20 protein-coding genes are annotated in these 21888 nt (G+C 64.4%); 8 read left to right on the top strand and 12 right to left on the bottom strand.

The genetic code is table 11. From position 1 onward, the window contains the following. Window positions 1-53: 53 nt before the first annotated feature. The 6 genes from BLR77_RS00315 to BLR77_RS00290 form a co-directional block, all read right to left on the bottom strand. Window positions 54-2042 (bottom strand): acetyl/propionyl/methylcrotonyl-CoA carboxylase subunit alpha, encoded by a 1989-nt coding sequence (locus tag BLR77_RS00315; RefSeq protein ID WP_074674918.1) that lies wholly within the window; start codon window positions 2040-2042, stop codon window positions 54-56. A gap of 173 nt (window positions 2043-2215) precedes the next feature. Then, window positions 2216-3013: an enoyl-CoA hydratase/isomerase family protein gene (locus BLR77_RS00310; RefSeq protein WP_074674917.1), complete on the bottom strand. Its 798-nt coding sequence runs from the start codon at window positions 3011-3013 to the stop codon at window positions 2216-2218. 121 nt (window positions 3014-3134) lie between these two features. Further along, on the bottom strand, window positions 3135-4295 hold the full coding sequence (atuD, locus tag BLR77_RS00305; protein WP_074674916.1) for a citronellyl-CoA dehydrogenase: 1161 nt from the start codon (window positions 4293-4295) through the stop codon (window positions 3135-3137). 48 nt (window positions 4296-4343) lie between these two features. Continuing rightward, entirely contained in the window at window positions 4344-5960 is a 1617-nt protein-coding gene (atuC, locus tag BLR77_RS00300) for a geranyl-CoA carboxylase subunit beta (RefSeq protein WP_074674915.1), read from the bottom strand. 4 nt (window positions 5961-5964) lie between these two features. Beyond that, window positions 5965-6834, bottom strand: a complete 870-nt coding sequence (locus BLR77_RS00295; RefSeq protein WP_074674914.1) for an SDR family oxidoreductase — start codon at window positions 6832-6834, stop codon at window positions 5965-5967. Between the two features lie 109 nt (window positions 6835-6943). After that, window positions 6944-8737 carry an acyclic terpene utilization AtuA family protein gene (locus BLR77_RS00290; RefSeq protein ID WP_074674913.1) on the bottom strand — a complete coding sequence of 598 codons (1794 nt, stop codon included), beginning with the start codon at window positions 8735-8737 and terminating at the stop codon, window positions 6944-6946. A gap of 221 nt (window positions 8738-8958) precedes the next feature. Here BLR77_RS00290 and BLR77_RS00285 point away from each other — a divergent pair, with 221 nt between their 5' ends. From BLR77_RS00285 to BLR77_RS00275, 3 genes are all read left to right on the top strand, one after another. Continuing rightward, a complete protein-coding gene (locus tag BLR77_RS00285) occupies window positions 8959-9582 on the top strand; it encodes a TetR/AcrR family transcriptional regulator (RefSeq protein WP_074674912.1) in 624 nt (207 codons plus the stop codon). A 95-nt stretch (window positions 9583-9677) separates the two neighbouring features. Beyond that, window positions 9678-10463, top strand: a complete 786-nt coding sequence (locus BLR77_RS00280; protein WP_074674911.1) for a substrate-binding periplasmic protein — start codon at window positions 9678-9680, stop codon at window positions 10461-10463. A 76-nt stretch (window positions 10464-10539) separates the two neighbouring features. Continuing rightward, window positions 10540-11358, top strand: coding sequence for a substrate-binding periplasmic protein (locus BLR77_RS00275; protein WP_074674910.1), 819 nt, complete (start codon window positions 10540-10542; stop codon window positions 11356-11358). Here BLR77_RS00275 and BLR77_RS00270 read toward each other — a convergent pair. From BLR77_RS00270 to BLR77_RS00255, 4 genes are all read right to left on the bottom strand, one after another. Further along, a complete protein-coding gene (locus BLR77_RS00270) occupies window positions 11309-12067 on the bottom strand; it encodes a CPBP family intramembrane glutamic endopeptidase (protein WP_074674909.1) in 759 nt (252 codons plus the stop codon). The two genes, BLR77_RS00275 and BLR77_RS00270, sit on opposite strands and share 50 nt — an antisense overlap. A gap of 81 nt (window positions 12068-12148) precedes the next feature. Then, a complete protein-coding gene (locus tag BLR77_RS00265) occupies window positions 12149-12322 on the bottom strand; it encodes a DUF2897 family protein (RefSeq protein ID WP_074674908.1) in 174 nt (57 codons plus the stop codon). A 54-nt stretch (window positions 12323-12376) separates the two neighbouring features. Next, window positions 12377-13141, bottom strand: a complete 765-nt coding sequence (eutC, locus tag BLR77_RS00260) for an ethanolamine ammonia-lyase subunit EutC (protein WP_074674907.1) — start codon at window positions 13139-13141, stop codon at window positions 12377-12379. Then, entirely contained in the window at window positions 13141-14535 is a 1395-nt protein-coding gene (locus BLR77_RS00255) for an ethanolamine ammonia-lyase subunit EutB (RefSeq protein ID WP_074674906.1), read from the bottom strand. The genes eutC and BLR77_RS00255 overlap by 1 nt, the downstream gene beginning before the upstream one ends. 232 nt (window positions 14536-14767) lie before the next feature. Here BLR77_RS00255 and BLR77_RS00250 point away from each other — a divergent pair, with 232 nt between their 5' ends. From BLR77_RS00250 to BLR77_RS00230, 5 genes are all read left to right on the top strand, one after another. Further along, complete coding sequence (locus BLR77_RS00250; RefSeq protein ID WP_083366009.1) at window positions 14768-16072, top strand: sensor histidine kinase; 1305 nt, start codon at window positions 14768-14770, stop codon at window positions 16070-16072. Beyond that, the gene (locus BLR77_RS00245) at window positions 16069-16986 is read left to right on the top strand and encodes a response regulator (protein ID WP_139202839.1); all 918 of its coding nucleotides are present in this window, start codon (window positions 16069-16071) and stop codon (window positions 16984-16986) included. The genes BLR77_RS00250 and BLR77_RS00245 overlap by 4 nt, the downstream gene beginning before the upstream one ends. Before the next feature lie 235 nt (window positions 16987-17221). Next, complete coding sequence (gene pyrF, locus BLR77_RS00240; RefSeq protein ID WP_074674903.1) at window positions 17222-17923, top strand: orotidine-5'-phosphate decarboxylase; 702 nt, start codon at window positions 17222-17224, stop codon at window positions 17921-17923. A gap of 216 nt (window positions 17924-18139) precedes the next feature. Then, the gene (locus tag BLR77_RS00235; protein ID WP_074674902.1) at window positions 18140-18901 is read left to right on the top strand and encodes an SDR family oxidoreductase; all 762 of its coding nucleotides are present in this window, start codon (window positions 18140-18142) and stop codon (window positions 18899-18901) included. Window positions 18902-19009: 108 nt separating this feature from the next. Beyond that, window positions 19010-19912, top strand: coding sequence for a bile acid:sodium symporter family protein (locus BLR77_RS00230; RefSeq protein ID WP_074674901.1), 903 nt, complete (start codon window positions 19010-19012; stop codon window positions 19910-19912). Window positions 19913-20050: 138 nt separating this feature from the next. On the opposite strand, the gene BLR77_RS00225 is transcribed toward BLR77_RS00230, so the two are convergent. Further along, entirely contained in the window at window positions 20051-21241 is a 1191-nt protein-coding gene (locus tag BLR77_RS00225; RefSeq protein ID WP_074674900.1) for a benzoate/H(+) symporter BenE family transporter, read from the bottom strand. Further along, entirely contained in the window at window positions 21241-21852 is a 612-nt protein-coding gene (locus BLR77_RS00220; protein ID WP_074674899.1) for a LysE family translocator, read from the bottom strand. Before BLR77_RS00220 ends, BLR77_RS00225 begins: the two co-directional genes overlap by 1 nt. Between the last annotated feature and the right edge of the window lie 36 nt (window positions 21853-21888).

Here is a 21888-nt window from a genome sequence, read left to right as displayed (position 1 = left end):
GCCCACGCGGACGGTTCGACGCCTCGACGTGGGAACGATCAGCGTTTATGCGACTACGCGTCGGCGGCTTCGATCTCCACCAATAGCTGGCGGTTTTTCACCTGATCGCCACGGCTGACGCCAATCCGCCGTACCACACCGTTGATGCTGGCCTTGAGCGGGTGTTCCATCTTCATCGCTTCCAGTACCACCAGCAGTTGGCCCTTGCTGACCTGGCTACCGGCTTCGACCAGTACCTCGACAATCGCGCCGTCCATGGGCGCCTTGACGCTGCCCGAGCCGGCGCCGGTGGCGCTGCTGACCGGCAGATGGGTGATATCAGTCAGCTGCAGATTGCCGTTATGGCCATACAGCCAGAGGTTGTCGCCGGCCAGGTGATAGGCCAGGCGCTGGCGAATGCCGTCCAGCTCCAGGGTGGCCCAGCGGCCATCGCTGGCCAGCAGCTTGAGGCTGACCTGCTGCTCGCCAATCGTGGCCAGCAGGCTGGGCTGTGGGCCGTCGGCTTGCACTTCCAGCTCTGCCGCGAACTGTTGCTCACCCAGCTTGAGCAGAAAACGCCAGGGCGCGCTGCCGGCATTGCGCCAACCGGAGAGGCCCGGTTGGTGCGCGCGGGCATTGGCCGATTGCTGGAACAGCAGGGCGGCTGCGGCTGCCAGTTCGCAGGCCTTGGGTGCCTGCGGGCTTAGGCTCGGGTCGCTGGCGAAATGCTCGGCGATAAACGCGGTGGTGGCATTGCCGGCGGCAAACTCGGGGTGGCTAAGCAGGTTGGCGAGAAAACGCTGGTTGCCGTTGACGCCCAGCAGCACGCAATCCTCAACCGCACGCACCAGTTTGCGCCGCGCTTCTTCGCGGGTGGCGCCATAGGCGATGACCTTGGCCAGCATCGGGTCGTAGAACGGGGTGATGGCCTGACCTTCGACCAGTCCGTGGTCGATGCGGATGCCCTCGCGCAGCGCCGGCTCCCAGCGCAGAGCGGTGCCGGTTTGCGGCAGGAAACCGGCGGCCGAATCCTCGGCATACAGACGCACTTCCATGGCATGGCCGGTGAGGCGAATGTCGTCCTGCCTGAGCGGCAGCGGCTGACCTTCAGCCACGCGAATCTGCCAGGCCACCAGATCCTGGCCGGTGATCAGCTCGGTGACCGGGTGTTCCACCTGCAGGCGGGTGTTCATTTCCAGGAAGAAGAACTCGCCGCTGGCGTCGAGCAGGAACTCCACGGTGCCGGCGCCGACGTAGTTGACCGAAGCCGCTGCCTTCACCGCCGCCTCGCCCATGGCGCGGCGCAGCTCGGGCGTCATCACCGGGCAGGGTGCTTCCTCGACCACCTTCTGGTGGCGACGCTGCACCGAGCAGTCGCGCTCGCCGAGGTAGAGGATATTGCCTTGCTGGTCGCCGAATACCTGGATCTCCACATGGCGCGGGCGGATCACGGCGCGCTCGAGGATCAGCTCGCCGGAGCCGAAGGCATTCTGCGCCTCCGAGCGGGCGGTGCGGATCTGTCCCAGCAGTTCGGAGGATTCCTGTACCAGGCGCATGCCGCGGCCGCCACCGCCGGCGCTGGCCTTGATCATCAGCGGGTAGCCGATGCGTTCGGCTTCGCTGGCCAGGGTCTCGTCATCCTGGGCGGCGCCCTCATAGCCGGGGATGCAGGGCACGCCGGCTTCGAGCATGGCGATCTTCGACAGGCGCTTGCTGCCCATCAGGTGGATGGCTTCCACGGTCGGGCCGATAAAGACGATGCCAGCCGCTTCGCAGGCGCGGGCGAAGTCGGCGTTCTCGGAGAGGAAACCATAGCCGGGGTGGATGGCATCGGCGCCGGTCTTGCTCGCGGCCTCGATGATGGCGTCGATGCGCAGGTAGGACTGATTCACCTGGGCCGGGCCAATGCACACGGCTTCATCGGCTTGCTGCACATGGCGTGCGTCGGCGTCGGCCTGCGAGTAAACGGCGACGGTGCGGTAGCCCAAATCTTGCGCGGTACGCATCACCCTGCAGGCGATTTCCCCACGGTTGGCGATCAGAATCTTGTTAAAGGCGGGCATCTATGTGCTCCTGTGAGTCGATTCCCGGATTTCATCCGGGCTACGGTCTCTGGTTACGTAGGGTGGATCGCGCTTTATCGATCCACCGCTTGGAGTCCTTGATTACATTGGTGGATGTAAAAAAACGACATCCACCCTACGGGTTTGGCCGTAGTGTCAGTTCGTCCAATCCATCATTGGGCCCACTTCGGCGCGCGTTTCTGCATAAAGGCCATGGTGCCCTCGACGCCTTCGGCGCCGGTTACCGCTGCGGCAAATTGCTCGGCGGCGCGGTCCAGCAGTGGCCCGAGTGCTTCGCTTTCGGCCGCCAGCAGCAGGGCTTTGGTCTGGGCGTTGGCGCCGGGGGCGCACAGGCGCACCTGGCTGATTAGCTGTTGCAAGCGGGCGTCGACGGCTTCGCTGCTGGGTTCGCTGAAGTGCACCAGACCCAGGCGTTCGGCTTCGCTGCCATTGAAACGGGCGGCGGTCAGGGCCAGGCGCCGGGTCTGGGTCAGGCCGATGCGCCGTACCACAAAGGGGGCGATCTGCGCCGGCAGAATCCCCAGGGTGGTCTCCGGCAGACCGAACTTGGCGTCCTGCTGGCAGATGGCGATGTCCGAGACGCAGGCCAGGCCAAAACCGCCGCCCAGCACGGCGCCCTCGAGCACGGCAATCAGCACTTGCGGCGTGTTCTGCGCTTCCTCCAGCAGGCTGCCGAAGGCGCGGTTAAGGCTGCGGTAGGCGTCACCACCCGCCGCACGCGCGCCGGCCATATCCTTGATATCGCCACCTGCGCAGAAATGCCCACCGGCGCCGCGCAGCACAATGGCGCGCACGCTTGGGTCTGCATGCAGGCCTTCCAGCACTGCGCGCAGTTCCGTGACCATGGCCAGGCTCATGGCATTGCGGCTGTCCGGGCGGTTGAGGGTGATATGCAGCATGCCGGCATCGAGGTTAAGCAGCAGGGTTTCGCAATGAGGCAGGTTGCTCATGGGGGCACCTTTAGATCGTTCCCACGCTCCGCGTGGGAATGCATTTGGCGACGCTCTGCGTCCCGTTATGGGTTCCCACGCGGACGGTTCGACGCCTCGACGTGGGAACCATCAGCGTATCTCAGCCCTTCTTCTTTCCCGGCAGGATGCCCATCAGCTTGCAGATGATGCCGAGCATGATTTCGTCGGCGCCGCCGCCGATGCTGACCAGGCGCACGTCGCGGTAGGCGCGTGATACCGGGTTGTCCCACATGAAGCCCATGCCGCCCCAGTACTGCAGGCAGGCGTCGGACACTTCGCGACCCAGGCGCCCGGCCTTGAGCTTGGCCATCGACGCCAGTTTGGTCACGTCACGGCCCTTCACGTATTGCTCGGTGGCCTGGTAGACCAGCGCGCGCAGGCACTCGATCTCGGTCTGCAGCTCGGCCATGCGGAAGTGGATGACCTGGTTGTCGATCAGCGGTTGGCCGAAGGTGTGGCGCTGCTTGCAGTAGTCGATGGTGGTGTCGACGCAGTGTTCCAGGCCCTTGATCATGTTGGCCGCGCCGAACAGGCGCTCTTCCTGGAACTGCAGCATCTGCATCATGAAGCCGGCACCTTCGTGACCGATGCGATAGCGCTGCGGTACGCGCACGTTGTCGAAGAACACCTGGGCGGTTTCCGAGCTGCGCATGCCGAGCTTGTCCAGGTGCGGGCTGACGCTGATGCCCGGGGTCTTCATCGGCACCACGATCAGCGACTTGTTGACGTGTGGCTTGTCGTCGCTGGTATTGGCCAGCAGGCAGATGAAGTCGGCCGATGGCGAGTTGGTGATCCACATCTTGCTGCCGTTGATCACGTAGTCATCACCGTCCTTGCGCGCGGTGGTCTTCAGGCCGGCCACGTCGGAGCCGGCACCGACTTCGGAGACGCCGATGCAGCCGACCATCTCGCCGGTGATGGCCGGGCGCAGGAACTCTTCGCGCAGCTCGTCGGAGCCGAAGCGCGCCAGTGCCGGGGTGCACATATCGGTCTGTACGCCGATGGACATGGGGATGCCGCCGCAATGGATGGTGCCGAATTCTTCGGCGGCGACGATCGAGTAGCTGTAATCCAGGCCCATGCCGCCGAATTTCTCCGGCTTGGAGATGCCCAGCAGGCCCAGCTCGCCGGCCTTCCTGAAGATGTCATGGATGGGGAAGCGGCCTTCCTTTTCCCACTCATCGACGTGCGGGTTGATTTCCTTGTCGACGAAGTTGCGTACGGTACGGCGGAGTTCTTCGTGTTCCTGGGTGAAGATCATTGTTGTTCTCCGTAGGGTGCGCTGTGTGCACCAGATCTTGTATTGAGGTCAGAAACGCGCGACGCCGAAGCTGCTCTTCTTCAACGGCCGCAGGTTGGCTTCGGCGCAAATATCGAGCAAGAAGCCCAGCAGCTTGCGCGTATCGCGCGGGTCGATCAGGCCGTCGTCCCACAGGCTGGCGGTGCCGTAGAGGGCGGTGGACTGGCTGTCGAGCTTCTGCGCGGTGACGGTTTCCAGCATGTCGAGCATCTTCGGGTCGGGCTCCTTGCCCTCCTTGGCGTGCTTGTCCTCGGTGACGATGCGCAGCACCTTGCCGGCCTGCGCGCCGCCCATCACAGCGGTCTTGCTGTTGGGCCAGGCGAAGATGAAACGCGGGTCGAGGCCACGACCGCACATGGCATAGTTGCCGGCACCGTAGGAGCCACCGACGACGATGGTGAGCTTGGGTACCGTGGCGTTGGCCACCGCCTGGATCATCTTCGAGCCGTGCTTGATCACGCCGCTGCGTTCCGATTCCGTCCCGACCATGAAGCCGGTGGTGTTGTGGAAGAACAGGATCGGTGTGTTGCTCTGCTCGCACAGCTGGATGAACTGCGCCGCCTTGGCCGCGCCTTGCGGGGTGATCGGGCCGTTGTTGCCGATGAAACCGCAGGCCTGGCCTTCGATCTGCAGGTGACCGCAGACCGTCTGGCTGTCGAACTCGTTCTTGAAGTCGAGAAACGCCGAGCCATCGGCGATGCGCGCGATGATCTCGCGCACGTCGTAGGGTTTCTTGGCGTCGGCCGGTACCAGGCCGAGCAGTTCCTCGGCCGGGTACAGCGGCTCGCGCCAGGTGCGTTTCTCACGTGCCGGCAACTGCTGGTTCCACGGCAGCATACCGACGATTTCGCGCGCCAGGCGCACGCCGTCGGCGTCGTTCTCAGCCAGGTACTCGGCGGTGCCGGCGACCTGGGCGTGCATCTCGGCGCCGCCGAGTTGCTCATCGGTGGCGATCTCACCGGTGGCGGCCTTGAGCAGAGGCGGGCCGGCCAGGAACATCTTGGCCTTGCCGCGCACCACCACCACATAGTCTGACAGCCCTGGCTGGTAAGCCCCGCCAGCGGTGCTGGAACCATGCACCACGGTGATCTGCGGCAGGCCCATGGCGGACATGCGCGCCTGGTTGGCGAAGCCGCGCGCGCCCTCGACGAAGATGTCGGCAGCGTAGTTGAGGTTGGCGCCGCCGCTCTCGGCCAGGGTCACCACCGGCAGCTTGTTCTCGAAGGCGATCTGCTGCAGGCGCAGGGATTTCTTCAGGCCGCTGGGGGAGATGGTGCCGCCCTTGATCGCGCTGTTGTTGGCGATCACCAGGCAGCGCACGCCGGCGATGTAGCCGATGCCGGCGATCAGGCCGCCGCCGGCCTGGCTGCCGTCCTTGTCGTCGTGCAGCTTGTAGCCGGCCAGCGAGGCCAGCTCGAGGAAGGGCGCGCCGGCATCGAGCAGCAGGTTGATGCGCTCACGTGGCAGCAACTGGCCGCGCTTGTCGAACTTGGCCTTGGCCTCAAACGCCTTGTCCAGGACCTTCTGCTCGACATCACGGAAGGCCGCGATAGCCGCCAGCATGGCCTCGCGGTTCTGCGCGAAGGCGTCACCATGCACGTCGATTTCCGATTGAATCACGGGCATCGCCTTACTCCTGATCTTTCAAGACGTCGGGCACATAGGCCCGGTGAAAACCATTGTAGGGCTCGCTGTTTTTCGCCTTGCCCAGCGTCCAGGCACGGGTGCCCTGGCTGGCGGCGCCATCGATGCGGATGGTGTTGCCGCTGATGAAGTTGGCGCCGGGGCTGAGCAGGAAGACGATGGCCGCCGCCACCTCGGACTCGCTGCCGATGCGTTGCAGGGGCACGTGATCCTTGAGGTTGCGGATCATGTTTTTCATCGACTCGGGGTAAGTGTCCATGCCGCTGGAGGCAATCCAGCCGGGCGCCACGGCGTTGACCCGCACGCCGGCGTGGCCCCACTCGTAGGCAGCGGTCTTGGTGAAGTTCTCCATGCCGGCCCGCGCCGCGCCGGAGTGGCCCATGCCGGGCATGCCGCCCCACATGTCGGCGAGCATGTTGACGATGGCGCCGCCATGTTTGCTCATGCTCTGCAGGAAGACTTCCTTGGCCACCAGGAAGCCGCCCACCAGGTTGGTGCGCACCACGGTCTCGAAGCCTTTCTGGTTGATGCCGATCAGCGGTGCGGGGAACTGGCCGCCGGCGTTGTTGACCAGGTGATGGATGCGTCCGCGCTGCGCAATCACCGCGCCCACCATGGCCTTTACAACTTCTTCGTCACGGATGTCGCAGACCTGGAAGCTGGCGCTGCCGCCGTCTTCGATGATCTCGGCGCAGGTCTTCTCCAGCTTCTCCTGCTTGCGCCCGACCAGCACCACATGGGCGCCCAGATGGGCCAGTTCGTGGGCCACGCAGCGGCCGATGCCGCTGCCACCGCCGGTGACCAGAATGGTCTGGTCAGCGAAAAGGCCAGGTTTGAATACGGAGTCGTAGCTCATTGTTCTTATTGTCCTTATCGGTTGCCGTAGGAGCGGCTTCAGCCGCGATTGGGCTAGGGCAAGAGCATCGCGGCTGAAGCGCTACGCCGCCCGACCGCTCCCACATAAATCAGTCGTGCAGTTGATCCGCCAGCGCCCTGGGCACCGGCACCGGAAACTCCAGCAGTTGCTGGGCGAAGGCCTTGCCCTGTGGGTCGATGCGCAGGCTGGCGACGCCTCCGCCGCCGAGCGCGTTCTCCAACAGGAAGTTGAGGCTGTGGCTGGCCGGCAGGTACCAGCGGCTGACGCGGCCCTGTTCGGCGTCCAGGGTATGCGTCATCCAGTTGGCCACGGCTTCGGGCGTCAGCGCAGCGGCTATCCACGCCAGGTATTCGGGCTTTCTGGCCATTACGCCGATATTGCTGTGGTTACCCTTGTCGCCGGAGCGGGCCACGGCCAGGCGGATCAGCGGCACGGCAGCGTCCGCTTCACCCATCGGTACGGGCAGCGCTGCTGGCGCAAGAAGTCGCTCGGGGTCGAAGGCATCGACCTGGGGCAGGACGACTGGCTGGCGCTCGCCATCGATCTCCACCTCCAGAGTGCAGACGCTCTTGTCCACCAGGAAACTGAATAGACGGATCACCGGGTAGACGGTGGGGCGGCCACCGACAATGCCGGTCAGGCCAGGCGCCATGCCGGTGGCGGCCTGAGCGATCTCGCGGGAGAAGAGGATCAACGCCTCTTTCTTGGCATGGCGTGCAGCGATCTTCACCACCACCTCGCGGCAGTCATTGCGCTGGGCGCGGGTGCCATAAGTGGCTTCGCTGCCGAGCAGCTCGACACTGACCTCCTGGTAACGACCCCAGCCGCGCTCGGCGAACATCTCTTCGGTCTTGTTGATGATCGCCTCGCTGACGCGCTCGGCCTTGGCCACCGCATCGATGCCGGCGAGCAGGAAGCTGGCGGTGCAGCGAAAGCCGTCAGGGTGCGTGGCGCTGACCTTGTATTGGTCGGTGGGCGGCAGGCCGCGAGCGCCCTGCAGCTGCACGCGGTTGTCGCCGACCTGGCTCAGCTCGACCTGGGTGAAATCGCAGACCACATCCGGCAGCAAGTAGGCGCGTGGGTCACCGATTTCGTAGAGCATCTGCTCGCCGACGGTAAAAGGCGTGACCAAACCGCCGGAACCCTCCGGCTTGGTCACGACGAAGCGGCCGTCGTCCTCGACCTCGACGATGGGAAAGCCGATGTGTTCGTAGTCCGGCACATCGCGCCAGTCGGTGAAGTTGCCGCCGGTGCACTGTGCGCCGCATTCGATGATGTGCCCGGCCAGCGCGGCCTGGGCCAGCTTGTCGTAGTCGTTCCAGGCCCAGCCGAATTCGTGTCCCAGCGCGGCGCTGACCACTGCGCTGTCGACCACACGGCCAGTGATGACGATGTCGGCGCCTTGCTCGAGTGCGGCGACGATGCCCGGCGCGCCCAGGTAGGCGTTGACCGAGACGCAGAAGGGCGGCAGCGCGGCGCCCGTGAACATCTCGCGGGTGCCGGCCTTGACCAGCTCGCCGAGCTTGGGCTGCAGGTTGTCACCGTGCAGTACGGCGATCTTCAGTTGCACGTTGGCCTGCTCGCAGGCGGCGCTCAGTGCGGCGGCGCAGGCCATCGGATTGACCCCGCCGGCGTTGCTGATGACGCGGATCTTCTTCGTGGCGATGTCACCCAGCAGCGGGGCGAGCACTTCGACGAAGTCACGGGCGTAGCCGTCGTCAGGCTTCTTCATGCGGGCGCCGGCCATGATCGACATGGTGATTTCGGCCAGGTAGTCGAACACCAGGTAATCCAGTTCGATTCCCCGGACAAGCTGGGCGGCAGCGGTGGAGGTGTCGCCCCAGAACGCGGAGGCGCAGCCGATGCGTACGGTTTTGCTCATTGGAATTGGCCCGTCACACATTGAGAAGGTAGGTCGACATTACCAAGCAAGCGCTTGGTTGAAAAGTGGCGCAAGAGGGCAATTCAGCCAAAAGTGCGGCCAAGCGCTTGCTTGGTCAGCTGCTGCCGCATACATTTCGTCAAGCAAGACAAGCACTTGCCGGCAGCATAGAGAATTCATTAGAACAATCGCCGTGCAGGGCAATCAGGGGAGAAGTCAGCGTGGACGAACACAGAGCCCAGGCCGTGATGCAGGAGCTGGTCGACAACGGCCAGGTCACCGATCCGCAAAGCGCCCGTGGCAAGCTGTTGCAGATGGCCGCCCACCTGTTCCGCAGCAAGGGTTACGAGCGCACCACGGTGCGTGATCTGGCTGCGGCCATTGGTATTCAGTCGGGCAGCATCTTTCATCATTTCAAGAGCAAGGACGAAATCCTGCGCTCGGTGATGGAGGAAACCATCATCTACAACACCGCCCTGATGCGCTCCGCGCTGGCCGAGGCGCAGGGCACCCGTGAGCGGTTGCTGGCGCTGATCCGCTGCGAGCTGCAATCGATCATGGGCGGTACTGGCGAGGCCATGGCGGTGCTGGTCTACGAATGGCGCTCGCTGTCAGAAGACGGCCAGGCGCAGGTACTGGCCTTGCGTGATACCTACGAGCAGATCTGGCTGGCGGTGCTGAGTGAGGCGCGTGATGCCGGTTACTTCAAGGGCGACCCTTTCATCCAGCGGCGCTTTCTCACCGGTGCGCTGAGCTGGACCAATACCTGGTTCCGTTCGCAGGGACCGATGACGCTGGATCAGTTGGCCGAGGAGGCGCTGTCATTGGTGTGCAAGGAAGCCTGAGCGAATTCGGCTAGGATAGGAGCAACTGCCGGTTTTCGGCTCGAACACGGGCGCTGGGGTGCACCCAGGTGGTGATCCGTGACGAGAGGTCGAGTTTGCGCGCGCTAGCCTTTTGCCTGTTGTGCTGTCTTTCACTGTTGCATGTACCTGCTGCCGTTGCGGTGCAGGAGGTGCGTGTCGGCGGTTATCACTTCCCGCCTTATCTGGACAAACCCGAATCACCTTACCCGCAAGGTTTGGTGCCCGAGTTGTTGCGCGCGCTCAATGCAGCGCAGCAGCAATACCATTTCGTCCTGGTACCGACCTCGGCGACCCGCCGTTACCGCGACCTGGAGAACGGACGCTTCGATCTGATGTTCTTCGAGTCCAGTCGCTGGGGTTGGCAGGGCACGTCATACCTGGCCTTGGGGCTGGATATCGATGATGCGGAAGTCTATGTCGCCGCGGCGGCGCCGGGGCGTGGGCAGGAATATTTCGAGGATTTCAACGACAAGCGCATGGCGCTCTACAACGGCTATCACTATGGCTTCGCCAGTTTCGACGCCGACCCTGATTATCTCGCGCGGAACTTCAACGCGCTGCTGACCTATTCTCACGATAGCAACCTGCGCATGCTGCTGGCGCGGCGCGTCGATATCGCTGTAGTGACGCGCTCGTACCTGGAGTTGTTTCTGGACCGGCACCCGGAAGTGCTGCCCCGGTTGCTGGTGTCCGATCGTCTGGATCAGTTCTATCACCATCAGGTGCTGTTACGGCCCAAGGGGCCGCTGAGCCCGGCTGAAGTTGCCGAACTGTTGAACCAGTTGCAGGCCAGTGGAGAGCTATCGAGGCTACTTGGGCGCTATCGTCTGGCATTGGGCAACAAAGTGTCAGTAGAGTGAAAATCCATCTAGTCGGTCAGGAGAGACTGGAGTAGTGTGCACTACACTGAGAGAAGGATTTTTTTGGGGACTCGACATGCGGCATGTGCGGTGCTGGATTCACGGATGTTTGGGTACCTTGGGTCTCTTGCTAGCGGGTTCTCTCTGTGCGGCCGAGCTGGTCAAGGTCGGTGGCGCGCATTTTCCCCCCTATGTGATCAAGTCCAACCTGCAGGACACGAGAGGCCTGCTGCCGCAACTGCTCGAAGCGCTCAATCGAGAGCAGAGCGAATACCACTTCACCATGTTGCCCACCGCCATCGTGCGTCGTTTCGGCGATCTGCAGCGCGGGCGTATCGACATGGCGATTTTCGAGAATCCGCAGTGGGGATGGCAGGGCATCGACGCTGAAGCCGTCGATATGAGGCTGGAGGATGCGGAGCTGTTCGTCGCCAGGAACGAGGCGCTGCGCGGCCAGAGTTACTTCGAACAGCTCGAAGGCAAGCGCCTGGCGCTTTATCGCGGCTATCACTACGGGTTTGCCCAATTCAATAGTGACCCGGAGTTCCTGACCAGCACCTTCAACGCCAACCTCGGTCACTCCCATGACAGCAATCTGCTGATGGTGATACGCGGGCGGGCCGACGTCGCGCTGGTCACTCGCTCCAATCTCTATGACTTCCTCGAACGCAATCGCGAGCATGCACGCCAGTTGCTGATCTCCGAGCGTGTCGATCAGGTCTATCGCCATCATGCGATGATTCGCGCTGGCGCCCCGATAAGTCCTGAACGCTTCGCTGCCTTGCTCGAGCAACTGAGGGTCAAAGGCGAATTGCAACGCATCTTCTCGCCGTACCGTATTGCCGTCACGCCAGTCGTAGCGGATAGCTCAGCAACAGAATATGCAGCAGATTGACCGCTACGTGCAGCGCGATGGCCAGGCTCAGGCGGCCGCTGTAATGAAAGACCAGGCCGTAGCCGAGCCCTGCGCAGGTCGCCACCACGGCAAATAGGCTGCTGAAAGGCAGGTGGGCCGCGCCGAACAGACCCGCTGTCAACAGTAATCCGGGCCAGATGCCCAGGCGCTTGATCAGGGCAGTCTGCAACAGACCGCGAAACAGTAGTTCCTCCGCCAGTACCGCCACGCCGAGATTGACCGCAAGCCACAGCAGCAGGCCCTGCGGCCATTTGGGCTGCCAGGCGACCAGGCCCAGCGCCATGGCCAGCAGCGGTACCAGCAGCAAGGTAGCGATGCAGGCCAGCCAGGCATGTTTCAGCGAAATCACGGGGCTACGCGGTTGTCCCAACCACCAGGCCAGCAGGGCGCTGCCCAGCAGCAACTTGTCCCAGGACAGGCGTAGGCCATAGGGCGCCGCATCAGCACTGATGAGACGTGGCTGCCACAACTGCCAGGAGCTGAAACCGGGTATGAGGTGCGCCGCCAGGGCAATGCCGCCGAGCAGGATAAGAGGCAACCATAGCCAGTTCGGCAGTTGCGATTGTCCGGCCAGCAGGACGATGACGAATGCGCTGCCCAGCAGCAGGCCGGTGGGTTGGATGAAGCCCAGGCCGCTGCCCAAGGCCAGAGTGAGAGCGGGGAGCAGCAAGCGCAGATGCAGGGGCATGGCACCTCTCCTGGGGAAGGCGCGCAGTCTAGCAGGCTGCGTTGCGGGCAGTCTTGGCGTTACCTGACGGGACGAGTGCGTCTAGCGCTGACGCTCGCGCTCGTCCTTGGCTTCCTGCTCGACGGCGCGCTTGCGCATGCGTTCGAGTTGGTCCTCGCTCAGGGGCATTTTCTTGGCGCTGCTGCGCAGCACCAGCAGGCTACCGATCACCGAGCCGAACACCAGAGCCAGCAGCAGCCAGACGTACCAGGGCATGACGATTCCTTACGGGGAGTAGAGCTATCACCATACCCCGCGTGCCGAGGCTTGTCAGTCTGCCTGTCGTGCGACCGGTTGCAGATTGCTGTCGTCCTTGAGTTGCACGCCACTCAGTTGCAGGCGAAGCGCCTGGCGTGCCAGGTAGTCGAGCTTGTGGGCGGCCTGCTCGTAGGGCAGGCCTTCCGGGCGTACGTTGGAGATGCAGTTGCGCGCGCTGTCCGGGCAGCCCACGCGCGGCGCATAGGTCAGGTACAGGCCCAGGCTGTCCGGCGAGGTCAGCCCAGGACGTTCGCCGATCATCACGATCACCAGACGCGCGCGCAGCGCTTCGCCGATGCCGTCGCCGATCGCCACGCGGCCTTGTTCGGCCAGCACCACCGGGGTGTTGGCCCAGTCGGTGTCGAAGCGTTCGCGCAAGGCCTGCAGCAGCGGCAGGGCATGGCGCTGCACTGCGACGGCGGACAAGCCGTCGGCCAGGACGATGGCCAGTTCCGGTGCCGGCAGTTCGTGCTGCAGCTGTACCCGGCAGTCGCCATGCAGGTGGCGGCCGTGATCCGGGCGCAGCAGGTAGGTCTGCCGGTCCTCGGCGTTGCTGCGCACCTTCAGCGCGCGAAAACCCGCTGCATGCAGCTGATGCTTGAGTTCGCCGAAGTCCAGCGGGCGATGCACGGCATCGCGCGCCTGGGCATGAGCCAGGCCGAACTTGAGCACCTCGCGGGTGGGCAAGCTGCAGCCGACGCGGCCGAGCGCGATGCGCGCCGAGGTGTGCGCGCGCAGTTCGTCCCAGGGATTTTGCTGAATCAGGTCATTGGCCATCACGCGGCTCCCGAGATGTGCGGCAGTTGCTTGAGCAGGTGGTGGCCACGACCGATCTCGCGCAGGCGGCCGCTCGGTTCGGTAATGGCCATGCGCGCCAGCCAGGCGTCGAACTCCGGGGCGCGCTTGAGGCCCAGCACGCTGCGTAGGTACAGCGCATCGTGGAACGAGGTGCTCTGGTAGTTGAGCATGATGTCGTCAGCGCCGGGAATGCCCATGATGAAGTTGATGCCGGCCGCGCCGAGCAGGGTGAGTAGGCTGTCCATGTCGTCCTGGTCGGCTTCGGCGTGGTTGGTGTAGCACACGTCGCAGCCCATCGGCAGGCCGAGCAGCTTGGCGCAGAAATGGTCTTCCAGGCCGGCGCGGATGATCTGCTTGCCGTCGTAGAGGTATTCCGGGCCGATGAAACCGACCACGGTGTTGACCAGCAGCGGGCGGAACTCGCGGGCCACGGCGTAGGCGCGGGCTTCGCAGGTCTGCTGGTCGACGCCGTGGTGGCCGCCGGCCGACAGCGCGCTGCCCTGGCCGGTCTCGAAGTACATGAGGTTATCCCCCAGGGTGCCGCGCCCGAGCGACAGCGCGGCCTCGTGGGCTTCGCGCAGGATCGCCAGGGACACACCGAAACCGGCGTTTGTGGCTTCGGTGCCGGCGATGGACTGGAACACCAGATCGATCGGTGCGCCGGCCTCGATGGCCTGGATTTGTGTAGTGACATGGGTGAGCACGCAGCTCTGCATGGGGATTTCGAAGTGCTGGCGCACTTCGTCCATCATCTGCCACAGGCGCATCAGCGTCGGCAGCGAATCGCTGGCCGGGTTGATACCGACTGTGGCGTCGCCGGAGCCGTAGAGCAGGCCGTCGAGCATGCTGGCGGCGATGCCGCGCACATCGTCGGTGGGGTGATTGGGCTGCAGGCGTACGGCCAGATGACCGGGCAGCCCGAGGGTGTTGCGAAAACGGCTGATCACCTGGCATTTGCGCGCCACCAGAATCAGGTCCTGATTGCGCATCAGCTTGCTCACCGCCGCGACCATTTCCGGCGTCAGGCCGGCGGCCAGGGCTGCCAGGCGCGCGCTGTCGGTCTTCTCCAGCAGCAACCAGTCGCGCAGATCGCCCACTGTCAGGTGGCTGATCGGGGCGAAGGCGGTGGCGTCATGGCGGTCGATGATCAGGCGGGTGACTTCGTCCTGCTCGTAGGGAATCAGCGCCTCGTCGAGAAAACGCTTGAGCGGCACCTCGGCCAGTGCCAGCTTGGCGGCCATGCGCTCTTCGTAGGTGGCTGCAGCCAGCCCCGCCAGGTAGTCGCCGGAACGCGCCGGGCTGGCTTTGGCCAGCAGCGTCTTGAGATCGGCAAAGCGGTAGACCAGGCTGCCGATGGTGGTTTGATAGGGCATGGCTGCAACCTGCTGCAAAGAGGATGCGCTTACCGTGCAGTGCTCATGCCAGAGCCCTGATCGCTGACCAGATGCAGCCTGTGCATCGGTGCCCGTCAGATCGGGCGAATGAAAAGGGTGCAAGGGCAGGGCGGATGCACCGGTCTGGCGCACGGCCGTGTGATGCCTGTCACATGATGGCAACCTGGTACTGTTTGAATGGCGGCTTTCCGATAGCACGGGGAGGCCGTTCGTGACCCATGCCAGAGCGTTGCAATCGCTATTGCGAGCCGTCACGCCGCTCGCGGCGTCGATGAGTATCAACGAGGTCGCCGATCTGTTCCTGGCGGCCGAACACCGCGCGTTTCTTTCGCTGCCGGTGGTGGACGAGAACAATCGGCCGCTCGGCCTGGTCAGTCGCGCCACACTGCAGGACATCTTCATGCAGCGCTTCGGGCGCGACCTGCGCGGTCGCCATCCGGTTGGCGAGGTGATGAACGAGGCGCCGCTGATCGTCAGCCTGGAAACCAGCCTCGAGGAGGCCACCAAGCAGGTCACGGCCCAGTTGCAGTACCCGATCACCGAGGACTTCATCCTGATCGATGCGCAGGGTGAATACTGCGGTCTGGGAACGGTGCTGGACCTGCTCAAGGCCATGGAGGCGCGCGTCGCTCAGCGTAATCGTGTGCTGCGCCAGGCGCTGGTGGACCTCAAGGAGTCCCAGGCGCAACTGCTGCAATCGGAGAAGATGGCCTCACTCGGGCAGATGGTTGCGGGCGTAGCCCACGAGCTGAACACGCCGCTGGGCTACGTGAAGAACAACGTGCAACTGCTGCGCGAGCTGAGCGAGCCGTTGTTCGAGCTGGCCGCCGCGCAGGCGCGGCTGGGCCAGTGCCTGAATGATCCCGATTGCGACGAGGCAAGCCTGAGCCAGGCGCTGCAGGCTGCCGAGCAGGCCCGCCAGCAGGCGGCGCCGGAGCTGCTCGCCGAGGACCTGCAGCAGCTGTATGGCGATACGCTGTATGGCCTGGAGCAGATCGCCGAACTGGTGGTCGGTCTGAAGGACTTCGCCCGTGTCGACCGTGCCATGAGCGAGGAGGTGGATCTCAACGACTGCATCCGCAGCGCGTTGCTGATCGCCCGTAATCACATCAAGGACAAGGCCGACGTGGCGCAGCAACTGGGCGAACTGCCACGCATCGCCTGCGCGCCATCGCAGATCAACCAGGTGCTGCTCAACCTGCTGACCAACGCCGCCCAGGCCATCGATGGCATGGGGCGCATCCAGATCCGCAGCTGGGCCGATGCCCAGGGCGTTCACATCTCGCTGCAGGACAACGGTCGCGGCATGCCGCGCGAGGTCATGGCGAAGATCTTTGATCCCTTCTTCACCACCAAGCCGGTCGGCCAGGGCACCGGCCTCGGTTTGTCCATCAGCTACAAGATCGTCCAGGACCACGGCGGCCAGATTCGCGTCGCCTCCGAGCCGGGACGTGGCACGCGTTTTCTCATCAGCCTGCCGTTGCCCGCTACTGTCACCATGAAAAGGAGCGCCTGATGTCTGCACCCGTTCGGATTCTCTTCGTCGATGACGAGGAACGCATTCTGCGCAGCCTTGCCCTGCAGTTTCGCCGTCACTACGAGGTGCTGACCGAGAGTGATCCGCTGCGCGCCCTGCAGCGCCTGCGCGAGGAGCATATTCACGTTTTGGTCAGCGATCAGCGCATGCCACAGATGAGCGGCGCGCAGTTGCTGGCCGAGGCGCGTGAGATCGCGCCGAACACGCTGCGCATCCTGCTGACCGGTTATTCCGATCTGGATGCCGCGGTGGAGGCGCTGAACGATGGCGGCATCTTCCGCTACCTGACCAAACCCTGGGACCAGCAGGAAATGGCCTTCACCCTGCGCCAGGCGGCTGAACTGGCCGTGCGCCAGACGCAGCCGCTGCCGTCGGCCGCCAGCGAGACGCTGAGCGCGCCGCTGTCTCTGCTACTGCTGGATGAAGAGCCGGACACGCTCAGCGTCGTCGGCGAGTTCTGCGTTGCCGGCGGGCACCGCCTGCTGCGCGCGCGCAACCTGGCCGAGGCCATGTTGCAGCTCAACAACGAAAGCGTGGACATTCTGGTCAGCGACCTCAAACTGGCCGGCGAAGACACCGCGCCACTGCTCAAGACCCTGGCGCAAGCGCACCCGCGCCTGCTCAGCCTGGTGGTCACGCCATTTCAGGACACCCAGGCGCTGCTGCGGCTGGTCAATGAGGCACAGATATTCCGCTACCTGCCCAAGCCGATTCGCCGTGGTCTGTTCGAGAAGGGCCTAAAGGCCGCTGCCGAGCAGGCGCTGATCTGGCGCGCGCAACCGCGGCAGGTGGTCAGCCGCCTGGCCGAGGTGCCGCGTGATGAACGTGAGCAGGAAAAAGTGGGCAGCCTGATGGGTATGCTGGGACGTCTGCGTGAGCGCCTGATCGCCTGACCGTTTGGCTGCCCTAACGTTTTCGCGGCTGAAGCGCAATGCCGCCCAGCCTCTCCTGCAGAAATTCATTGCCCCGTAGGAGCGGCTTCAGCCGCGATGCCTTTGTGCCGAAGCCAAGGCCCCGGATTGCATCCGGGCTACGGACCAGCCTGAGAGTCGGGCTTCAGTCACGACCAGTGCCAGGACGCTTTGCGCTACAATGCGCGGCGTTTTTTATCCTGTTCGAGACCCGCCCATGCCTGCCTGCCAAACCCCGATCATCGTCGCCCTCGACTTTCCCAGCCGTGATGCCGCTCTGGCACTGGCCGATCAGCTCGATCCGGCGCTGTGCCGGGTCAAGGTCGGCAAGGAACTGTTCACCCGCAGCGGTCCGCAAGTGGTCGAGGCGTTGCAGGCCAAGGGTTTCGAGCTGTTTCTCGATCTGAAATTTCACGACATCCCCAACACCACGGCGATGGCGGTCAAGGCCGCTGCCGAGCTGGGCGTGTGGATGGTCAACGTGCACTGCTCCGGCGGCCTGCGCATGATGGCGGCCTGCCGCAACGAACTGGACAAGCTGGCTGGCGCCAAGCCGCTGCTGATCGGCGTGACGGTGCTGACCAGCATGGAGCAGCAGGACCTGGCCGGTATCGGCCTGGACGTGCCGCCACAGGAGCAGGTGCTGCGCCTGGCCGGCCTGGCCGCCGATGCCGGGCTCGATGGCCTGGTCTGCTCGGCGCAGGAAGCACAGGCGCTGAAGGTCGCACAGCCGCGCCTGCAACTGGTCACGCCAGGCATTCGTCCTGCCGGCAGCAGCGCCGATGACCAGAAGCGTATTCTCACCCCGCGTCAGGCGCTGGATGCAGGTTCCGACTATCTGGTGATCGGCCGCCCCATCAGCCAGGCCGCCGATCCGGCGCAGGCGCTGGCTGCGGTGGTCGCCGAACTGCGCGCCTGAGCTGTAGCCCGGATGAAATCCGGAGCGGTCTGGCATGCCGTCCGATCTTTTCCGGATTTCATCCGAGCTACCCGCCGATCGCGGCACCGCGCTGGTGGAGTCGCCATCAGCGCCCTGCATGACCTACCACTCCAGAGCCTGATAGTGCTGCTCGCCGTCTGGCTTGCTGGCTAGACTCCTCGCCAATTCAACAAGAATCCCTGCGAGGAAGCAGACATGAGCATGACGTTCTCCGGCCAGGTCGCCCTGGTCACCGGCGCTGCGGCCGGTATTGGCCGTGCCACCGCCCAGGCTTTCGCGGCCGCTGGGCTCAAGGTGGTGGTGTCCGACGTCGATGTAGCAGGCGGTGAGGGCACCGTCGCGCTGATTCGCGCGGCTGGTGGCGAGGCCTTCTTCGTGCATTGCGACGTGACCCGCGATGCCGAGGTCAAGGCGTTGATGGACGCCACCATGGCCCAGTACGGCCGCCTCGACTACGCCTTCAACAACGCCGGTATCGAGATCGAGAAGGGCAAGCTGGCCGACGGCAACGAGGCCGAGTTCGACACCATCATGGGCGTCAACGTCAAGGGTGTGTGGCTGTGCATGAAGCACCAGATCCCCTTGCTACTGGCCCAGGGCGGTGGTGCCATCGTCAACACCGCTTCGGTCGCCGGCCTGGGTGCCGCGCCGAAGATGAGCATCTACGCGGCCTCCAAGCATGCGGTGATCGGTCTGACCAAATCTGCGGCGATCGAGTACGCGAAGAAGAAAGTCCGCGTCAATGCGGTCTGTCCGGCCGTGATCGACACCGACATGTTCCGCCGCGCCTACGAAGCCGACCCGAGGAAGGCCGAGTTCGCCGCCGCCATGCACCCGGTCGGGCGCATCGGCAAGGTTGAGGAGATCGCGGCTGCCGTGCTCTACCTGTGCAGCGATCATGCCGCGTTCACCACTGGTCAGGCGCTGGCGGTGGACGGCGGAGCCACGGCGATCTGACTGCTCTATCCCGTTAGCTAGCGGGCGAATGTTGGCTCGCAGGGCCACTGTCAGCGGTGGCCCTGGCTGCGCAAAATCCTGCCAGGTTCAACTGGAGCGATAACAATAATGACTGCCGATCCCTTGCTGACGTTTTTCCTTCCCGCTGCGCTGGGCATCATCATGCTCGGGCTTGGCCTGTCACTGAGCCTGGCCGACTTCGCCCGCGTGGCCAAATTTCCCAAACCCGTGCTGATCGGTCTGGCCTGCCAGCTGCTGTTGTTGCCGCTGGCGTGCTTCTTCCTGGCCAAGGCCTTTGGTTTGGCGCCGGCACTGGCCGTCGGCCTGATGCTGCTGGCGGCCTCACCAGGCGGCACCACCGCCAATCTCTACAGCCACCTGGCCCATGGCGACGTGGCGTTGAACATCACCCTGACAGCGGTCAACTCGGTGATCGCGATTCTGACCATGCCGCTGATCGTCAACCTGTCGCTGGCCTACTTCATGTCCGCCGATCAGGCCATCCCGCTGCAGTTCGCCAAGGTGGTGCAGGTGTTCGTCATCGTCCTCGGTCCGGTGGCTATCGGCATGTGGCTGCGCAGCCGTTTCCCGGGCTTCGCCGAGCGCATGCAGAAGCCGGTGAAGACCGTCTCGGCGTTGTTCCTGCTGCTGATCATTGTGCTGGCGATGGCCAAGGATTGGCGCACCTTCGTGGATTACGCGCCTTCGGTGGGCGGGGCGGCTTTGGCCTTCAATCTGCTGAGCATGGCGGTGGGCTACTGCGTGCCCAGGCTGCTCAAGCTCAATCTGCGCCAGGCGATCGCCATCGCCATGGAGATCGGTATCCACAACGGCACCCTGGCCATCGCCCTGGCGCTGAGCCCGGCGCTGCTGAACAACCCGACCATGGCCATTCCCGCGGCCATCTACAGCCTGATCATGTTCGTCACGGCGGCGCTGTTCGGCTTGTGGGTCAACCGCGTGCACGGCGCCGAACTAGCCGAGCCAGTGGCACAAGGGGAAAGGGCGTAGCGCTAGCGAATCGGGGGAGGGGCTTTGCCTGCGACAGTCGCGGCTAAAGCCCCTACCACTTTCGACCGAGTCCGTAGCCCGGATGCAATCCGGGGCGGCCTCGCAGAGTGTGCCCGGATTGCATCCGGGGTACGGGTGCTACCGCTTGCCCCAGTTCAGCACGGCCAGAGTCAGCAGGCCGGCGACGATACCCCAGAACGCCGAGCCGACGCCGGCCAGGGTCATCCCCGAAGCGGTGACCAGGAAGGTGATCAGCGCCGCTTCGCGCTCGTTGGGTTCGCTCATGGCCTGGGTCAGGCCACCGATGATCGAGGCGAACAGCGCCAACGCGGCGATGGACAGGATCAGCGCCGCCGGTAACGCGGCAAACAGCGAGGCCAGGGTGGCGCCGAAGATGCCGGCGATGGCGTAGAACACGCCGCACCAGACCGCCGCGGTGTAGCGCTTGCGTGGGTCTTCATGAGCTTCCGGGCCGGCGCAGATGGCTGCACTGATGGCGGCCATATGAATGCCATGGCTGCCGAACGGCGCCATCAGGATCGACACCAGGCCGGTGCTGGTCAGCAGCGGTGAGGCCGGCACGTCATAGCCGTTGGCGCGCAGCACGGCCATGCCCGGCAGGTTCTGCGAGGCCATGGCGACGATGAACAGCGGAATACCGATGCTGATGGCGGCGGCCAGCGAGAAGCTCGGCGTCGTCCATTCCGGCCTGGCCAGTTGCAGCTGGAAGCCTGTGAAGTCCAGCAGGCCGAAGACTGCGGCCAGCACGCTGCCGACGATCAGTGCGGAGAGCACCGAGTAGCGCGGCCACAGACGTTTGCCGAGCAGATAGGCGAGCAGCATGGCGATCACCAGGAAGGGCTGCTGCTCGGCCGCTACGCAGATTTCCAGGCCGATCTTGAACAACACACCAGCCAGCAGCGCGGCGGCAATGGAGCCGGGGATGCGGCGCATCAGTCGGTCGAAGGTGCCGGTCAGGCCGATCAGCACGATCAGCCCCGAGGCGAGGATGTAGGCGCCAATGGCCTCACCGTAGGAGACCTGCGGCAGGCTGGTGATCAGCAGCGCGGCACCCGGGGTGGACCAGGCGATCATCACTGGTGCGCGATAGCGCAGCGAGAGCACGATGCAACACAGCGCCATGCCGATCGACAGCGCCCAGATCCACGAGGAGATCTGTCCGCTGCTCAGCCCGGCAGCCTGGCCGGCCTGGAACATCAGCACCAGGGAACTGGTATAGCCGGTGAGCATGGCGATGAAGCCAGCGACCACGGCCGAAGTCGAGGTGTCCGCCAGCGGGCGCAGACGAGTAGGGGCGGCGTCTTGCATCAGAACGTTCCAGTGTCGACGATGATGGGATAGAGCGAGGCGACCAGCAGCAGCGCCATGCCGATATTGAAGGCGCGCAGCGCGCGCGGGTTGTCCAGCCACTTGCGCAGCATGCTGCCGGCGACGGTCCACAAACCTACGCTTGGGCAGTTGACCAGGGCAAACAGCGCGGCGATCAGCAGCACGTTGCTGAAGAAGCCGTCCTGCGGCGTATAGGTGGTGATGGCGCCGATGGCCATGATCCAGGCCTTGGGATTGACCCACTGAAAGGCCGCCGCCTGGATGAAGGTGAACGGCTTGGCCTCGGGATTCTCGCGGCTTTGCGGCGCGCCGGACTGGGCGATTTTCCACGCCAGATAAAGCAGATACGCGGCGCCGACATAGCGCAGCACATCGTGCAGCACCGGCAGGCGCTGGAACATCTGGCCGAGGCCCAGGCCCACGGCGGCCACCAGCAACATGAAACCCAGGCTGATGCCGAGCATGTGCGGAATGCTGCGGCGCACGCCGAAGTTCACCCCGGAAGCGAGCAGCATCATGTTGTTGGGGCCCGGCGTCACCGAGGTGACGAAGGCGAAGGCGATGAAGGCGAGCAGCAGTTCGGTGGACATGGTCGTTCTCCGGTGACTGGCAAAGCCTATTGCGCG

Source organism: Ectopseudomonas alcaliphila (assembly GCF_900101755.1).
Lineage (GTDB): Bacteria > Pseudomonadota > Gammaproteobacteria > Pseudomonadales > Pseudomonadaceae > Aquipseudomonas > Aquipseudomonas alcaliphila.
The sequence above is the reverse complement of the archived record's forward strand: the minus strand, read 5'-3'. Positions and strand labels throughout refer to the sequence as shown.

What these genes read in the sequence shown, in the direction of transcription:
- BLR77_RS00315 (WP_074674918.1), bottom strand. Translation starts at nt 2,042, where the DNA reads ATGCCCGCCTTTAACAAGATTCTGATCGCCAACCGTGGGGAAATCGCC.
- pyrF (WP_074674903.1), top strand. Translation starts at nt 17,222, where the DNA reads ATGCCTGCCTGCCAAACCCCGATCATCGTCGCCCTCGACTTTCCCAGC.
- BLR77_RS00235 (WP_074674902.1), top strand. Translation starts at nt 18,140, where the DNA reads ATGAGCATGACGTTCTCCGGCCAGGTCGCCCTGGTCACCGGCGCTGCG.
- BLR77_RS00230 (WP_074674901.1), top strand. Translation starts at nt 19,010, where the DNA reads ATGACTGCCGATCCCTTGCTGACGTTTTTCCTTCCCGCTGCGCTGGGC.
- BLR77_RS00225 (WP_074674900.1), bottom strand. Translation starts at nt 21,241, where the DNA reads ATGCAAGACGCCGCCCCTACTCGTCTGCGCCCGCTGGCGGACACCTCG.
- BLR77_RS00295 (WP_074674914.1), bottom strand. Translation starts at nt 6,834, where the DNA reads ATGAGCTACGACTCCGTATTCAAACCTGGCCTTTTCGCTGACCAGACC.
- atuC (WP_074674915.1), bottom strand. Translation starts at nt 5,960, where the DNA reads ATGCCCGTGATTCAATCGGAAATCGACGTGCATGGTGACGCCTTCGCG.
- BLR77_RS00220 (WP_074674899.1), bottom strand. Translation starts at nt 21,852, where the DNA reads ATGTCCACCGAACTGCTGCTCGCCTTCATCGCCTTCGCCTTCGTCACC.
- BLR77_RS00265 (WP_074674908.1), bottom strand. Translation starts at nt 12,322, where the DNA reads ATGCCCTGGTACGTCTGGCTGCTGCTGGCTCTGGTGTTCGGCTCGGTG.
- BLR77_RS00270 (WP_074674909.1), bottom strand. Translation starts at nt 12,067, where the DNA reads ATGCCCCTGCATCTGCGCTTGCTGCTCCCCGCTCTCACTCTGGCCTTG.
- BLR77_RS00255 (WP_074674906.1), bottom strand. Translation starts at nt 14,535, where the DNA reads ATGCCCTATCAAACCACCATCGGCAGCCTGGTCTACCGCTTTGCCGAT.
- eutC (WP_074674907.1), bottom strand. Translation starts at nt 13,141, where the DNA reads ATGGCCAATGACCTGATTCAGCAAAATCCCTGGGACGAACTGCGCGCG.
- BLR77_RS00275 (WP_074674910.1), top strand. Translation starts at nt 10,540, where the DNA reads ATGCGGCATGTGCGGTGCTGGATTCACGGATGTTTGGGTACCTTGGGT.
- BLR77_RS00310 (WP_074674917.1), bottom strand. Translation starts at nt 3,013, where the DNA reads ATGAGCAACCTGCCTCATTGCGAAACCCTGCTGCTTAACCTCGATGCC.
- BLR77_RS00290 (WP_074674913.1), bottom strand. Translation starts at nt 8,737, where the DNA reads ATGAGCAAAACCGTACGCATCGGCTGCGCCTCCGCGTTCTGGGGCGAC.
- atuD (WP_074674916.1), bottom strand. Translation starts at nt 4,295, where the DNA reads ATGATCTTCACCCAGGAACACGAAGAACTCCGCCGTACCGTACGCAAC.